Source organism: Halomonas sediminis, assembly GCF_044871105.1.
Classification (GTDB): Bacteria; Pseudomonadota; Gammaproteobacteria; order Pseudomonadales; family Halomonadaceae; genus Vreelandella; species Vreelandella zhuhanensis.
On sequence record NZ_CP085246.1, the window covers coordinates 2,544,518 to 2,559,904 of the forward strand.

Annotated in this window: 12 protein-coding genes; all 12 read right to left on the reverse strand. The window is 51.7% G+C overall.

What is annotated here, in order from left to right:
* Positions 1–1,745 precede the first annotated feature (1,745 nt).
* A complete protein-coding gene (locus LG290_RS12055; protein WP_499835018.1) occupies positions 1,746–2,972 on the reverse strand; it encodes a site-specific integrase in 1,227 nt (408 codons plus the stop codon).
* Between the two features lie 164 nt (positions 2,973–3,136).
* The gene (locus LG290_RS12060; protein WP_499835019.1) at positions 3,137–4,765 is read right to left on the reverse strand and encodes an AICE element replication initiation protein; all 1,629 of its coding nucleotides are present in this window, start codon (positions 4,763–4,765) and stop codon (positions 3,137–3,139) included.
* The gene (locus LG290_RS12065; RefSeq protein ID WP_499835020.1) at positions 4,728–6,533 is read right to left on the reverse strand and encodes a DNA polymerase; all 1,806 of its coding nucleotides are present in this window, start codon (positions 6,531–6,533) and stop codon (positions 4,728–4,730) included. The genes LG290_RS12060 and LG290_RS12065 overlap by 38 nt, the downstream gene beginning before the upstream one ends.
* Positions 6,534–7,064: a hypothetical protein gene (locus tag LG290_RS12070; protein WP_499835021.1), complete on the reverse strand. Its 531-nt coding sequence runs from the start codon at positions 7,062–7,064 to the stop codon at positions 6,534–6,536. It abuts the gene before it with no gap.
* A 455-nt stretch (positions 7,065–7,519) separates the two neighbouring features.
* Positions 7,520–8,212 carry a recombinase family protein gene (locus LG290_RS12075; protein ID WP_499835022.1) on the reverse strand — a complete coding sequence of 231 codons (693 nt, stop codon included), beginning with the start codon at positions 8,210–8,212 and terminating at the stop codon, positions 7,520–7,522.
* 226 nt (positions 8,213–8,438) lie between these two features.
* Positions 8,439–8,894, reverse strand: a complete 456-nt coding sequence (locus LG290_RS12080; RefSeq protein ID WP_499835023.1) for a DUF2787 family protein — start codon at positions 8,892–8,894, stop codon at positions 8,439–8,441.
* Between the two features lie 153 nt (positions 8,895–9,047).
* Positions 9,048–9,818: a hypothetical protein gene (locus tag LG290_RS12085; RefSeq protein WP_499835024.1), complete on the reverse strand. Its 771-nt coding sequence runs from the start codon at positions 9,816–9,818 to the stop codon at positions 9,048–9,050.
* Between the two features lie 133 nt (positions 9,819–9,951).
* On the reverse strand, positions 9,952–10,263 hold the full coding sequence (locus tag LG290_RS12090; protein WP_499835025.1) for a YkvA family protein: 312 nt from the start codon (positions 10,261–10,263) through the stop codon (positions 9,952–9,954).
* The gene (locus LG290_RS12095) at positions 10,256–10,627 is read right to left on the reverse strand and encodes a hypothetical protein (protein WP_499835026.1); all 372 of its coding nucleotides are present in this window, start codon (positions 10,625–10,627) and stop codon (positions 10,256–10,258) included. The genes LG290_RS12090 and LG290_RS12095 overlap by 8 nt, the downstream gene beginning before the upstream one ends.
* 235 nt (positions 10,628–10,862) lie before the next feature.
* The gene (locus LG290_RS12100) at positions 10,863–11,279 is read right to left on the reverse strand and encodes a hypothetical protein (protein WP_499835027.1); all 417 of its coding nucleotides are present in this window, start codon (positions 11,277–11,279) and stop codon (positions 10,863–10,865) included.
* A gap of 518 nt (positions 11,280–11,797) precedes the next feature.
* The gene (locus tag LG290_RS12105) at positions 11,798–12,565 is read right to left on the reverse strand and encodes a SapC family protein (protein ID WP_499835028.1); all 768 of its coding nucleotides are present in this window, start codon (positions 12,563–12,565) and stop codon (positions 11,798–11,800) included.
* 250 nt (positions 12,566–12,815) lie between these two features.
* The gene (locus tag LG290_RS12110; protein ID WP_499835030.1) at positions 12,816–15,317 is read right to left on the reverse strand and encodes a hypothetical protein; all 2,502 of its coding nucleotides are present in this window, start codon (positions 15,315–15,317) and stop codon (positions 12,816–12,818) included.
* Positions 15,318–15,387 lie beyond the last annotated feature (70 nt).

Here is a 15,387-nt window from a genome sequence, read left to right on the forward strand (position 1 = left end):
TGTTTATCCCACGATTTTAAGCTTCTATTGATCGGCTATTTCACTTCATCACATCACCTCACCCCTCCAACTTACGCTAACGCTTCACTGATCCCGCTACGCGGTTGTGCATATAGTGGCTAACGCTTTATGTATTCCCTCTCTATCGTCAGGTACGACGGGTGCGTCAGGTGAATCGCTACCATTACTTACTCTCAGGATGAAACCCTCCCCTTACGGGATCACGACATGGAAAGCTATTTCTGGTTATTATCTTCTATCTGGTAATACTATTGTGCTTTCTACTGCTAAAAAATAATGATCAAAAAACTTTCGCATTCCCATGCTTATTTTATCATTATTTCTTTACCCGCACGAAAGACACGAATAGATAGTAAGCTATTTACTAACCTTATCTACCCCATCACACTGAAATAAAACTTACACAAATAAAACTCACACAGATAAAACAGATAAAACAGATAAAACAGATAAAACAGATAAAAAATACAACTATTCGCTAACGCTTCATCAACCTGCCCCCTACGGGGATTAAAAACCTAGCTAACGCCTTATTAAACTATCCCCCTTCCGGGGATAAAAACCTGGCTAACGCAATCCATACCCATCAACTCATCCAATATACCTCACCTTATCAATATTTAAAATAAGCATAATATAAAAACACCTCATATAACATTTACAATATCTCTTATAAATAACAATCTCACTTACCATTTCCAATATCTATTCCAATACCACCTCCAATATCACTTCTAACAACTATTCCAATATCACCTCCAATATCACTTCCAACATCATGTACCAGAGAGCATCAGGTGATTGATGGTCGAAGGTCACCTTCCCAGTGGGGGGTTAGGGAGACACCTCTCCCCCTATCATAACGTCTTCCACTAACGTCACCCGACGCACCCGTCGCACCTGACACCACGCTATCCTGAGCAAGCTATCCCCTACCCTGAATGCTATCCCATTTGATAAAGCACCCCGATAAAGCCGCTATTCAGCTGAAATATCCGGCCTTACCATCCATTGAAGGAAAAAGTAAACAGATCCATTATCCAAGAGATTTTTGCACGGATATACGACTATTTCCCAATCTCACCTGCCTCGCACAAGCTGCATAATCTGCTCTATAAAATAGATCGCTCACCCAACGGCAATATATCCAGTGATCAACCGGTAAAACCACAACGACCATCGGGCATCCGTTGATGGAGGCTCAATGGTCTCTTTCCAGTTGGGATTGGGAGACACCTCTCCCCGGTATCTCATCCCCTATATCCACTCAGCTGATCACACGATAACGCCGAAGATTATCCTGCTGACTCAAAGCATCCCGATAAAGAGAGCTAATTCACCCAAAATATCCCCTTTATCGCTTCTTGAAGGTAAAACTCAATGGATTGGCTATCCGGGTATTTTCCGGCTTTATCTGGGGGCTTCTTCCCGGAACAGCCCATTGATCTTGAGGGAGTGAAATGTAAATTCGGAGAAGAGGTAATGCGTACTATTAATCAATGGCGAGGACAGATTAAGCGGGCTGGGAGCTTTCTCATGACAGATGACCGGTGGCTCTGGTGGATCAATGCATTATTGGCGCTGAGCCTGTTACCCACTGCCAATGTGTGGGGCTTTTACGGGTGAGCAAAGCGTTCCTGCGTTCATTTGATCGTGTAACCGTGCAAAAAAATCCCCAAGCGATATGGCCAATCAAGCCATCGATTCACTTGGGGGTCTGGTGGTTATCCTGGCTGGGTATCCAAGGATTTGGTGGGTGTCTTGGGGGAATTTAAGGGGGTGAAGTCCAGCGTGCTCAATGAGCTGGAGGTGGCATTGGAGGCTTGCTGAAGTGTTTGTTGCGAGAGGTGGGCATAGCGCAACGTGACCTTGGGACTGGCATGGCCCAGGATTCTCTGCACTTCGTAAAGGGTACGCCCGCTATTGACCAGCATGGAGGCATATTGGTGGCGACAATCATGTAACCGAAACTCCGGTAGCCCCGCTTGATCACGCAGTCGATGCCAGACCCAGGTAATGGTGGTGAGGGGTTTGCCGGTTTGCTGGCTGATAAAGACCCGATCCTCACTTTGACAGTGCTGTTGGGTTTCTTCGAGGATGGTCACGGCCACGTCGCTGAGCGGTATTTGGCGAGCTTTTTTGCTTTTGGAGTTTTCCTTGGGGATACGCCATTGTCGCGTGGGAATATCAATATCCTGCCAGCGGGCTTTAAGGGCTTCACCCAGCCGCGCACCGGTCGACAGCAGCAATAACACCACCAAGCAGACCACCCGATTGCGGTCGGTCGAGAGCACGTGAAGCAGCCGATCGAGTTCCTCTTGGGTTAAATAGCGTTCCTTTTTATTGTCCACGTTGAAGTGTTTGACGCCTTTGACGGGGTTCTCCTCGATCACCTCCCATTGAATGGCCAGATTGAAGATATAGCTCAGAAGCATCAGCTGGCGATCGCAGCTTGAGGGGGCCAGGCCTTTTTCCCGGAGCGCATGGTGGAAGGTGACCACTTGACGACGACTGACCAGATCCAGGGGCGTTTCACCAAACACGGGAAGCATATAATTTTTGAGAAAGGACACATCGGTTTCCCAGGAACGTTTGCGCACTTTGACGTAGGGCAGATAGCGGTCTTCCACAAAGCGGGCAAAGGTCGGGGTATCTTTACGTTTTTTCTTATCGGCACGCGGATCGGCCCCCAGCATGATCGCGGCTTTGACCTGCTTGGCTTTCTTGCGGGCTTGCGGAATGGTCAGCTCTGCGGTGGTGCCGAGTTTTTCGTACTGGGTTTTACCGCGTTCATTTTTATAGCGCAGATAGAGCGTACCCACATGGGTATTGGTCGCCCGGAGTTCCAGCAGAAAACCGGGAAATTGGGTATCGCAATATTCAATCTTGCGTTGACCGGCAGGACATTGCAGCGTTTTGATCAGGGCATTGGAGAGGGCAATTTTAGGCATGGAAAGGCTTCCTGTTACGTTTGGACAAGACTTCCCCGGATCGGCCTGTTGTGAGACCGATCTGAGGGTGTTTTAAGGGGAATTGGGCCACGCGATAACGGCTAGGGTGGCCCGGTGAGGGTTATTAGCTGAATGCTATTCGCGTTAGCTTTTTAGCGGAATGGTTAATGCAGCGAGCGCCTAAATTCACGAATGCCAGCATTGTGGCTTCTTGCCGCCGTTATTACCGGCGCTGGAGGCATTGGGGTAAGGCTTTCACTTTCATCGGTGCCTGCCAGGCTGGATGATGTTGCCCCTTCAGGCATATATCTAACGGTAAGGCGGCGCCCGCCAGAGTTAATACGTTCGACATGGAACCCATGGTGTTCCAAGGTGCTCGCTAGGCTATTGAGCCTGTGGCCCAGCTGCTTTGCGTTTTGTGGCCAATCGCGTTGGTCTTGCTCCTGCCCAGCCGCTGTTGCATTCAAGCCGTGCAATAGGTCCGTAGCGCGGCCTTGCCACGTGCTGGTTTTATCTGCCATAAAGTCCTGCAGTGCTGATACCAGGGGAGGGATGTCACCATCGGCTCCCTCTGCGTCTCCACGCAAACGCTGCATTAGTGCTCCAAAATCAGCGGGGGTAAGATCCAGTGCTTGAGCGGCGGCTTGGCCAAACGCACCAAAATCCGCCATCCGTGGTAATGCCTCACAGGTTTGCTGCTTCTGATTTCTGAGCGCTGTCTGCACAACGTCCAATAAGCCGGCCAACAGATGAGGAGCGTTTTCCTCAAACTGCTTGCGGATAGCGGTATGCGTTTGGCGTCGTTCGCTGGGAATCCGATTGAAATGCAACGTCAGGCTACGATCTGCCATATCATCAAACTTAAGTGGCGAGTTGATCGCGGTGATAATCAGCGGTGCGCAGACGCGAAACAGCTGCTCGCTGGCATTGGTGTAAAGGGCCCTTACGCGCATCCCATCTCCCGTGGTCAAGCGACAAGCACGGTCTGATTCCAAGGCCTTAAAGGGTTGGGTATTGTCCATGATCACCAAACGTGAATTGAGGAAGGTGATCATGTTATCGCGAATATTGCTAAACCCTGGCATCGTCGGCACCTCACTCGGGTCTATCAAATTCCGCATCAGGCAAGCCGCTTCGGTTTTTCCGCTACCAGCAGCCCCCTGAAGAATCAAAATAGGAAAGTTGCTGGTCCCCGCCAGTCCATACGCCAGATAAGTAATGATCATTTCAATACCCTCAGCATCCTCCAGACTCCACCATTGGCGAAGTATCGAAAAATCCCCTGTTTGACTAGGCATTGGTAACGGTTGCATTCCTGGTGGGCACCGAAATAGCACGGGAACGTCCGACAACATCAGAACATTCCAACCATGTTCATCTATCTTGATAACGTGGCCTGCCGCCGTGGCCATGTCGATATATACCGTGTCGTGGTCACGGGCCGTCCGGACAAACACCGACTGTGTTTCCACTTGTTGAGATAACCCGACCAACGTATCGATCACTTCATTGATCAACGTTTTGCTCAGACATGTTTCAAACATGCTGTACATGCAAGCCGATAGCCATTGGGCAAATACGCCCTCTTGAACCACCAAAGGCCGGATACTTCCTTCTCCATGGGGTAAATAATTTGCCCGACCGTATTGGTCTTTGAACAACCGCCCGGCTTGCACGAGCTGATCGATCACCCATTTAGCGGAGGGCTTTTTACCCGATGAAGATGGCGCTTTTTCGGGGGCTTGGGTTACCGGATTAGAAGCGGCACTCTGGGATGTTGTTGGCGTGGTCATGGTGTTTTTCCTTTTTGGGTTGATCGAGGTGGTGGCAAATAAGCGACCACAATTTTCCATCTCCCTGGGCAGGGAAATGATCAGGAAAGCGAATTTCTTCGCAATCAACCCGTAAGGGAAAGCCAGGCAGTACGTCCGCACTGGCAGTGCGCATCCATGATTGCGCTTGCTGTGCCACACAGTGGCGATCAGCGTCCGGTACTTCGATGATCAAGGCATCATGCACGGGGGCAATCACCTGAATCCCATCATTCACACAATAGGTGAGCGCTAATCGCAGCATCTCAGCGCCATTGGCTTGCATGGGCCAATTCATCAGCGTTCGACGCTTGGTGGTCGCGTCCACGGCCATTTTCCAGCCGAACACCGACTCAATTTCACGTTTCTCAAGCGCGCAATGCTCAACCTGCGTCAGCCACTGCCAAAAGCGGCGATAGAGCCATCGATGTGCCGTCAGCAAGGCTTGAGCTTCTACCTCGGTGCAAGGGATTTGCCGCGCAAGACTTTTAGCCCCCATGCCATACTGCACCGCGAGTACCGTGGCCTTATAGCGTCCGCGTACGTCAGGGTGCGAGGCTTTGGTGGCATCTTCGGGTACGGCACCGGTCTGCTTGGCAAAGGCTAGGTAAGGATCCCCACTGCGGTAGGCGTCCAACATTGCCGGATCATCGGACAAGGCGGCTGCGATCCCAAACTCCTGTTGCTGGTAATCCAGTTCCAATAAGGCCATGCCTGTTGAAGGGCGCAGCAAGGGGCGAAAGGCTTTGGATAGCCCCAGGATAAAGCGGTTGGTACTGGGGGCATTCCTGCCGGTAATGGTCTGAAACGCCCGAAAGTTCACCCGATTGCGTCCAGCATCATCCACCACCAGTGCTTCTTTGCCTAACTGACCTAATAGTTTGCGCAGCTCTTTTAAGGGCGTGATCTCGGGGTAACACTTAGCCATGTCCGAGAAGGTGTCTTTATCCACTTTATAGAGGCCGCTGGGCGTTAAGGGCCAATCCCAGCCACGTTGTTGAATCAGGGCCGCAAAGCGCTCCATCCGAAAACGCCCTAGGTCGTCATAGACCGGAAACTTAGCCCTTACGTTATTGATCAGCGCTTGGCGTAGACCTTCCCGGTGCGCCCGAATAGCGGATAAGCACGCCACATCCAACGGCAAACCATTTTCTTCTACCGTGGTCAGCGCCTGCATATAGTGCCCGCGCAGTCTGGCCAGGGGCCATTCGATAGCTTCGTCCATGTGTCGAACCAAGTGGCAAGTGTTAGCCACATCGGTTTGGCAATAGGTCAACAGCTGCTGTTTTTCTTCCTCGCTGTAAGGCCCACCCCGGAGGGCGAGCTCACGATTTTTCTCTTTGGCCCAGGCATGATCATCTTCCTTACCGATCCAGCGCATGGCAGCGGCCAATCCCCCGAAACGGGCGGAGGCGTGTTCCGATGACCGTTTGTCCGTTTGACCGTTTGTCCAACAGCGAAATTCGACGTGGGCATCCACCAGACTCTCAGGACGGGGCCATCCCAAGACGTCATAACAGGCCAAATCAGCGGTGGCACTAAACACAATCAGATCATGCGGCTCATCGAAAGCGAACGGGGTGGTATCCGCATTGGGTCCTTCCAGCCAACGTGTTTGAATCTCACCGGTAAACAGATGCTCAGCCACAGCACAGCGGGGTTGGGGGCGCCCGTCAGGACGGACGCCATACTCCATATCGACAACCCACGTGTCAGCCTGCGCCTGTTGGGCAGCGCTCGGGAGTTTCACTTAGATTACTCCGCGCAGCGTTTTGACCACAGGATGATCCAAGCTGGTGATCAAGTGCTCTTTGAACGCTTCCTGGACAAAATCATCGATGGTTTTCCCCTGCGGCCATTGCGGTTCTCCAAGATCCATGGCGGCGGGTAGTGCTGCATAAGCACTCTGTTCAGAATTGGTCAGCACCCGCACCCAGCGCTCGCAAGCTTGGCGGGTCACATCCAAGGCACTATCACGCCAAGAGCCTGGCGTACCGGTGATTGGCCAAAGCATGATGTCGCCTTCACGATTGATAAAAGGCATCAGGGTGTAAAGGCGGAATTCGCCTGCCAATTCCTGTTCCAGAGAAGGGGCAACCAAGTAGCGTTCCAGGGCACGCTTCACTACCAGCAGAGAGGCATGGAACGGCTCTGCAACATGGTACGAGCGATAAAATTGCTGGGGATCAGGACGACCCACCATGATTTTTGGTGCTGCTTCTGCAGGAGCGCCTTCTTGATGAGAAAGTGACTTACGGAAATCTTGAATTGACTGTGACATGTGAAAAACCTCAGTACATTAACGGGTGAACAGGGATAAAACGGCGAACATAACTGACGTAAACATGAACCTTCGTTCGCCGATCAGACGGGAAATAACGAGAACTGGCCGCCTGATGAGTGGCATCATCCAAATAACGGCAAAACAATGCAAACGCCGATGCTGCAGTGCAATAAATCAATTTGAGCCACTTTCCCCTCGAAATCCCCTTTTTAAAAGGCTATTTGATAACTAGCCTTATATATTATAATTATAGAAAATGGTTTTTATAATCATAATAATTCTAACGAGTGCATTACTTTTCCCTGAATACCTTCAGCAAATAGGCCCGAATTGCCTCTTTCCCATTATTCCGCCGAGAAACGCCAGTAGGTAGCGTGGTCATTTGATTGGTATTGAAAACGGCCAAACGGACAAACGAACAAACGAACATCCGAGGTGGGTGATGAATAGCATTAGCTGCCTTTCACCGTTTCCCGTCGCAATCGACTGATCGTGGCACTGGTGAACGGTTTTCCTTCATAGGTGGTGAGCCCCCGTTGGTTCAAGGCATGGGCAATGGCGGTACCGCTGGATAATCCTTCGTCCTGTTCCAAATGCTGAATCACCCGCTGGATGCGCTGTTTCCAATAGGCTTGGCGCTGGGTGCGATGTTGGGTCGCCGTTTGGGTATCGCTATGCCGGATGGTGTCGATAGCGGGATTGCCCAATACCGTGCCGCGTTGCTTGGCGGCTTTCAGGGCTAAGCGAGTGCGTTGGCTGATCATCTTGGCTTCATGCTGGGCCATGGCGGCGAGAATATGGATGGTGAGTTGGTCCACGTCGGGTAGATCGCAAAGGGTAAAGCGAATCCCACGCTTCTGTAGCCCGGTAATAAAATGCAGATCACGGCTGAGGCGATCGAGCTTGGCCACCAGCAATGTGGCTTGAGCCAATTCGGCATAGTCGGCGGCATGATGAAACTGCGGTCGATCGGCTTTCTTACCCGATTCGACTTCCTGAAACTCGGCAATCACTTCTCCCCCGTACTGGGCAAGATAGTCGTTTACCGCCTGGCGCTGGGCGGATAATCCCAATCCTGAACGCGATTGTTGTTGGGTACTGACCCGGTAATAGGCCACATAACGACGTGAAATGGACACTGGCATAAAGGCTCCTTTTATCGATGGAAACGGCTTCCGTAAGGATCAGGTCACCTTGAGGGGATGGACCGGGTAAATCGGTCTGTTAAGGGGGAAATTGGGGGTCAGTTGAGTCTTGTGGTAGGCGCTACCGGCAAGGCAAGAAAACAACGGTAAAGGCGATACCCGGCGGTATCGCGTCTGATGAATGATGTTGGATTGAGGTTGGATTGATGGGTGACTGGATGAGGAATCAGTTTTCCCAGATCACTTCGACGTCATAAACGCCATTGCGGTAGTAGCTGATGAAGTTGGTGAGATAACGCTCAAAGAACTCCCCTACCCGGCAGAGCGCAATCGGCGGAAGGTAGCGCATGGCACAAAGCTCAACGCTAAATTCAAAATCGATCTCTTTCATCAACTCAATCTGATCCCCACTCCCCACGTAGCTGAAATCGGTGAGATAACCCAGCCGGTAGGTATCGCCTTCGACACGCCCCACGCGAATTTCCACCGGATGAAATCCTCCCAGTAACACATCATAGCCAGGATCACGAAATACCAGGGTAATCGCGAATAGCGGATCTTCCGGGGGTAATGGAGGTGCCTGTTGATAGGCGTGCTGGATCTCTTTCTCCAGAATTTCCGTCAGCGCATCGGGAATGGGCAAGGGGGTATTACTCACATCAAGCTGCATCGGCAATGGCATCGAAAGGCTCCAAAGGAAATGGAAAAGCGGATGAAATAGCGATCCACACAAAAACGGCATCGCCCTTTCAAAAGAGCTATGCCGAATCCTGCATTTCGCTAAACGAACGTTTTGGGTGATGAAAAAACCACCTATTAACGCGGTGGCTAACGATTAACCTTCATCGGTGCTGAGGGAGGGATTTTTGGGACGATCCGGGGTGGTTTTCGGGGTGTCTGGCTCAGCTGTGTCGGGGGTGTTATCTGAAGGGGTCAGTGCTTTTTGCGCATTGGCCTCACGGCGACGTTGCTGTTCGGCTAAGCGGGCTTGCTTACGCGCTTCCTTGCGGGCATTTTCCTGAGCGACCTCATCGGTTAGATCGATACCTTCCTCGATGGCGGTTTTGACCTGATCCCAGAACGGTTGTTGATCCTGAGTCGGGTGCAATACCAGGGGTTGTTGTTCATCGGCAATTACCAGCCCTTCGGCTTTAAGCGCTGCCCCCAGAAAGCCATGGTTATTGGCGCCTTTACGTTCATAGAGCGGCTTGAACAGAATCGCCTTGAAGGGCACGGTTTGCTGATCGATTAAGGCCAGGATAGCGGTGAGCTTGATCCATTCCTGACTGAAATAACCGCTGGATTGATTGGCGGTAATGCGAAGCCAGGTGTGATCGGACAGAGCGCTTTCCTTTCCGGTTGCATCCGCATCGATACCGATTTCATAGGACAAATTCCCGGAAGCGCGGGTGCTGAGTTTGGGGCATGTGGCCTTTTTGAGTAGGCGGATGCGGTCTTCTTCGAGTATTGCGGATTCGTCGTTGGGGGTTGCGGTATTCGAGGTTTCAGAGGAAAGGTTCTCCCCTGCTAAAGCTTTGTCAGTCGTCGCATCATTAATACTTTCCGCAGCGGCTTTGACGGTGGATTTACGCGAACGGGCGTTCATGGCTTTCTCCTGAGAAAACGTCCTGATAGAAACGTCAGGCACGCGAACACCCCCAGAACGGTCAAATTTCCGGGGGGATACGTTGGGTGTGGGTTAATACAAAGAATCAACCGATAGGATCGATAAAACGGCCTTAACCGGAGGCTTTCATGCGCATATCGGCGGTGATGTAAGGCTCTAGCTGGGCCAGGACGGCAGTAATTACCGCGAGATCATCCACGTAGCCCCCTATCGGAATGGCATCGGGAATCGCATCCAATGGACAGATCAGATAGCCCAGGGCGGCAACGGCACTGGCTTTTAAGGTGATGGGCACACTGGGATCACGCATCACGTACCAAAGCAATTTGGCCCGGTAACGGATTTCACGGTAGCCGGTGGGGAGATTATGCAGCTTGCGCCAAAAGCGCTTTTGCGAGAACTGTTTGGCATAGCGGCTAGTCATGGGCCTGGCGTCCCAGGGCGGTTAAGGCACAGCAGCGTGAGGCTTTGGGAAAGAGAAGATAGGTACCGCCACCATCGTCTTGGGTCACGGCGAGCAGTAAGACATGCTGATCCGGGGCATTGAGCAATATCTCGCTTAAATGAATCAGCTGAAAGCGTTTGAGTTTATCGATACCGGGGAGATCGGCCAGGACGTTGGAGGCCGTCAGGTAATGCAGCTGCGTACCCGTACTTTCCCAGAATTGCTGGGCGGCATGGGGATCGCCCTCGAACGGGGTGTGGATAAGTTGCTCTTCCAGAAAGGTCTTGAGCTGGGAAGAGATGGCCAGCGATGCAATGTGCTGGGGGGAATCAAGCGTGGTCATAAAAGGTTCCTTTACCGAGTGAGCAAAGGAATAATATGTATTTATGACAGTAAGTTATGACGGTAATGTAAGAATCTGATGGATACGTCAATCAATACGCCAGTCGCTCACTGGTGCGTTACCCGGAACATAGGAACACAGCAAAACACCCCCTAATCCGGTGAAAAATCATGCTTCCGGTCGATAAGAAAGGTAAAGCTTTGCCGCTGCCAATTAACCCCTATTTTACAGGCGATTAGCGCTGTTTCTTGAAGGCCAGAAAATCCACGACGTTACTCACTGTCGAGGGTGATGCTTCCCTGCGGGGTTCCCCTTCTTGCCTTTCCGATTCTTTCAGCAGCGCTCTGCCCTGTCGGCTTTTGCGGAGATTGTAGGGATCATCCCGATTGGGCACGGCGTCTACCATCGCGCGAATGAGGTCTGCCTGTTCTTTGATGGAGAGTTTTCTGCCGAGTTCGTAGCGTTGCTCAAACTGATATCTATACTCGGGAAGTACCTTTAACCAACGGTCCACATAGGGATTGATGGAACCCAGAAACGTCTTGATGAACGACCAGCTGCCTTTCTTGTAAATCCCGATCTGAAAAATCACCTCGTCATAGTCCGCTTCGGTGGCTTTGCCTTGTGCCTGGCGCTCTAGCAGATGATCCATGGCCTGCAGCAAGCATCGGGAGATGATCAACAAAGCCTAACTTATCTACCCAGTAGGCCCGATAGGTTGTGAGATCTTGTTCCGTGAGCGCATAGGTCGATAAGCGCTTAACCGGGTTATTCAACCGCTGATGTTCACGCTGAGTGAGAATGATCAGGGTGGGCAAGTCTGGTTTCATGGTGATCTATGGATAATGGGGGACGATGAATGAAATGAGTTATTGATACGACAGGATTTTGTGATCGTGGAGGTACACGTTACCGCAACCCTTTGCTATTTACCCCCTAGTGAGTCGATTTTTCCCTGCTTCAGCATGATCGAAGACAAACCCTTACCGTCGACGATTGCTCCCGTTTTTAGGCGTTATCTGCACCGTAAATGAGGCCCCGCTGTCTCGCCGAGCCCCGTTCATTTCCTTCAGGTTTTCACCTCATCAAATAATCGGCACGAAGGGCACGCAGCCGCTGAGGATCACACCCAAAATCAGAATCGTCAGGCTTGTTCGCATCGGTTTTTCCTTATGAATCGAAATCAAAGTTTAATTCTTCATCGTCTTCACCAAACACCGCATCCAGGTTCTCCGGGGCAGCCACGCTACCGGGGTTCAGGCGTGCCAGGCGGGCCAGCAAATGCGTTTGGGGCAGAGAGAGATTCACTGCATAGGCGATGGGTAATGCCTGGGCTTTGCGTAGGCTCAGGAACGTTTCATCATCCAGTTGGCTAAGCGCTTTTTCGTCAATCATGTGCAAGCCGTTAATGGACAGCCCCAGTTGGCTGTGTAGGGCTTCCGGCCAGGGCGTGATGACCTTGGCTTTCGCTAATGCTGACAGCGCTTTCTGGGTCGCTTGGTGCTTACGGTGGCTAACTTTGAGCGCTTCGACACGCTCAGATACGGCCTCGGTCATCTGGCCATCGGTATTGAAGAACGACTCGCCGGCATCTTCTTCATCCAGCAAGCCGGAATCACGATCAAACGTGACCAAGCCCTTCTCGCCCACCACAACGATCTCAAAAGGATAGGTGGATAACCACGCAGGACGGTAATTGCCCAACCACTTGCCCTGCTTGATGAAGAGGTTATGGTCAGGTTCCAGACCGCAAACCCCAACCAAGCGCCACTCACGGTTCTCTTTGATCAGCGCTAACGGCATGGTCGCAGCGGCTTTGGCGAGTTCCCCGGCATGCAGCGGGATGAGGGCTTTATCCGCAGCAAAGCTGAGATCAATGGGCGGGTGCCAGGTCTTGCCTTGGCATTCCTTGGGGCTCAATACGAGCGGGTTGGGCATGAAGACTCCCGATAACATGTAAGAAATGACGGTCAAAGATTGAGGAAATATCGCACAGGGTAAAGCGCTATTTTCTCAGCCTTCGTGATGAACCAAAAACCCCCAGCCGAGGCCGGGGGTTAGATCGTACTTCATAGGGGCAAGCAAGCTGTTTAGGGCTTACTGCATCAGGCAGCCTGTACTGAACCACCCGATGACTTCAAAGGAGCAAGGGGGAAGTTGCCCTCCCCTGGGCCAAGCTCAAAGGAGCTTAGGCAACAGTCAGGAAGCCATCAGCGTTGATGCTAACTTCACTGCCAGTTACGCCAGTCAGTTCAATCACTGTCATGTCGGCAGCGCTAGAACCATTACCCGCAAAGGACTTCTCTTCGAAGTACAGAGTGGTGCTGGTGCCGTTGTCGACAACGATGAGCTCTTGCGCAGCCACATCACCCAGGTCGTCGGAGATGTCCTGATCTTCGCCAGCCAGGACGATAGACAGTTGCTCACCAACATAGATGCTGTCGCCAGCTTCTTCGTCGGTAGTCAGCTCGAAACCGGTGATGGCAGTATCGGTGTCGGTCAACAGGAAGATGTCGCTATCGGCAGTGCCCGCTTCGTTAGCGGTATCGATGGACTCTACGACGTAACCTTCATCAGCCAGAGCTTTCTCGGCATCTTCAACGGCTTTGTCGAGGCTTTCCAGCTCACTTACAAGAGCCTGAGTAGCCTGGTAGTCAGCGGTCAGCTCTTCACGCTCGGTCACTTCTGCCTGAGCAGCTTCCAGAGCAACGGCTTTGGCAAGAACATCGGCTACCAGCGGTGCTGCAGCAGTGAAGTCAGCTGTGTATTCCACGTCATTGTGGCCATCGGTACCAGTGTCAGCAGATGCATTGTAGTAATTGCCGATCATAGCAGAGGCATCAGCTTCGACAGTGATTTCGGTGATAGCAGCACTAGTGTCCACCAGCTGAGCATCTACGGGTGTAGTGGCGCTGTTCCAAGTGATAGTAGTCGGGTCAGACACATCGGCGGCATAAAAATTGTCATCTGAGGCTTTGACTACATAACCAGAGTCATCTGCCAGAGCAAACAAACCGACAGATGTTTCAGCGGCACCATCTTCGACGAGATTCTGATCGGTGTATGTACCTACTGCAGTACCGTCAACATAATCCACTACGGTGAAACCGGTTGCGTCAACAACCGAGCCAGTGGTGTCAACAGACACAGCACCATCTGCAGCTACAGTGGCGGCGTAAGCGGCTGCTGGAGTACCACTTACATAAGCAACATATGAGGTGCCGCCGTCATTAGTGGCTAGCGTGTCATACTCAGCACCAGTGGTGCCAGCCGTTTCAGTGAAAGGACCAACTGCCGACTGAACATTGGCTACAGACACATAGCCTGTTTCGTCAGTAATAGCCGTTCCACTGCTATCGAAGGTCACATCACCAGTTTCAGCAGAAACCGTGGCTGAATAGAAATTAGTGCCGTCAGCTGTGGCAAGGTAGGTGCCATCAACATCGTTGAACAGCAGAGTGTCAGCCGTTACGTTCTCTACCATTACAACATTGGAATCAGAAGCAACATTGGCTTGCTCGGTGACATCTTTCCAGTCAGGAGACTCGACATCCAGAACGTCTGCCAGTTCAGCTTCGAAAGTCTCTTTTGAAGCATCTTCTGCCAAAGACTTATCGTAGGCTTCCTGAGCCGCTGCCAGCAAAGCGTCGAAGCCCTTAATCGGGTTGGCTTCGGTATTTACACCTTCAGCAGCTACCAGCTGGTTGCCGCTACCCAAGACAATGATGGGGTTAACAAGACTGTCTTGAACAAAAGTCTTATCAGCCTCGCCATTAAAAGCGCCATTGACCGACAAATCCAGTGAAGCGGTACCGCCGTTCAGCTGCTCTACCTTGGCGACTTCTGCTTCCAGTGCAACATCAGCATCGTCAGAAGCTTCAATAGCCGCTTCATAGGCAACTTGAGCATTGAGCAAAGATTCTTTCGCTGCAGCAAGGCCGTCTTCCTCGCCCATTTTCTGTTCAGCGGTAGCCAGAGCTTCTTCAGCATCCAGCACCTTGGCTTTCAGGACGTTCAAGGAGTCGCCCTGACCCAGACCGCCATCATTTTGGAGAGCTGTTTCAGCCGCATCGTCTGCAGCAGTGATCGCGGTGCGAACCTGAGCTTCAGTGGCAACTTCCGGCTCAACAGCAAGCTGCTCTTCAACGAGTTCGTTGGAAGCAGTTTCTTCGATGAAAGTGCTGACATCAGCCTGGGCAGTCTGAAGCGTGTTCAGACCTTCAGTGAGCCCTGAAGGTCCAGCGAGCACTTCACTGACGGAACGTCCGTCTGTCAGAGTCGCTTCGGGACGACCTTCCTCAAACTGACCAAACAGTACCCAGTGCTTGTAAGCATTGAGATTGGCGCCTGCGTCAATGGCATTAGCCACGTCTGGGTTGGCAGCAAGGTATGCATCGGAATCGAAGCCAGCAGCGATTTCCGCGTAGGCAGCATTAGGCGCACGCCCTTCTGCAGCGCCCAGATTCAAAAAGTGGTTCAACGGATTCATGCCGTCTTGTACGGCAGCGGCTACATCCGGGTTAGCTTCCAAGTACTCGGCAGTGTTGAAGTTTTCATTCGGGTTGCGGTTTTCTTTGAACCCCATGTTTTCCCAATGGCTCAGGCCGCTTTGGATGGTGCCGTTAGCAACAGCTTCAGCTACATCTGGATTCTGTGCTAGGTAGTATTCTTCGTTGAACTGAAAAGACATATTATAAATCCCTCTAAGTGAATATTCACTGGTAGATAATCTCGCCGTATAGGAAGCAAGATCAACAGAG

Excerpts from the sequence above, each read along its gene's own strand:
- LG290_RS12055 (WP_499835018.1), bottom strand. The coding sequence starts at position 2,972 with ATGCCTAAAATTGCCCTCTCCAATGCCCTGATCAAAACGCTGCAATGT.
- LG290_RS12105 (WP_499835028.1), bottom strand. The coding sequence starts at position 12,565 with ATGCCCAACCCGCTCGTATTGAGCCCCAAGGAATGCCAAGGCAAGACC.
- LG290_RS12070 (WP_499835021.1), bottom strand. The coding sequence starts at position 7,064 with ATGTCACAGTCAATTCAAGATTTCCGTAAGTCACTTTCTCATCAAGAA.
- LG290_RS12060 (WP_499835019.1), bottom strand. The coding sequence starts at position 4,765 with ATGACCACGCCAACAACATCCCAGAGTGCCGCTTCTAATCCGGTAACC.
- LG290_RS12095 (WP_499835026.1), bottom strand. The coding sequence starts at position 10,627 with ATGACCACGCTTGATTCCCCCCAGCACATTGCATCGCTGGCCATCTCT.
- LG290_RS12100 (WP_499835027.1), bottom strand. The coding sequence starts at position 11,279 with ATGGATCATCTGCTAGAGCGCCAGGCACAAGGCAAAGCCACCGAAGCG.
- LG290_RS12090 (WP_499835025.1), bottom strand. The coding sequence starts at position 10,263 with ATGACTAGCCGCTATGCCAAACAGTTCTCGCAAAAGCGCTTTTGGCGC.
- LG290_RS12080 (WP_499835023.1), bottom strand. The coding sequence starts at position 8,894 with ATGCCATTGCCGATGCAGCTTGATGTGAGTAATACCCCCTTGCCCATT.
- LG290_RS12085 (WP_499835024.1), bottom strand. The coding sequence starts at position 9,818 with ATGAACGCCCGTTCGCGTAAATCCACCGTCAAAGCCGCTGCGGAAAGT.
- LG290_RS12110 (WP_499835030.1), bottom strand. The coding sequence starts at position 15,317 with ATGTCTTTTCAGTTCAACGAAGAATACTACCTAGCACAGAATCCAGAT.
- LG290_RS12075 (WP_499835022.1), bottom strand. The coding sequence starts at position 8,212 with ATGCCAGTGTCCATTTCACGTCGTTATGTGGCCTATTACCGGGTCAGT.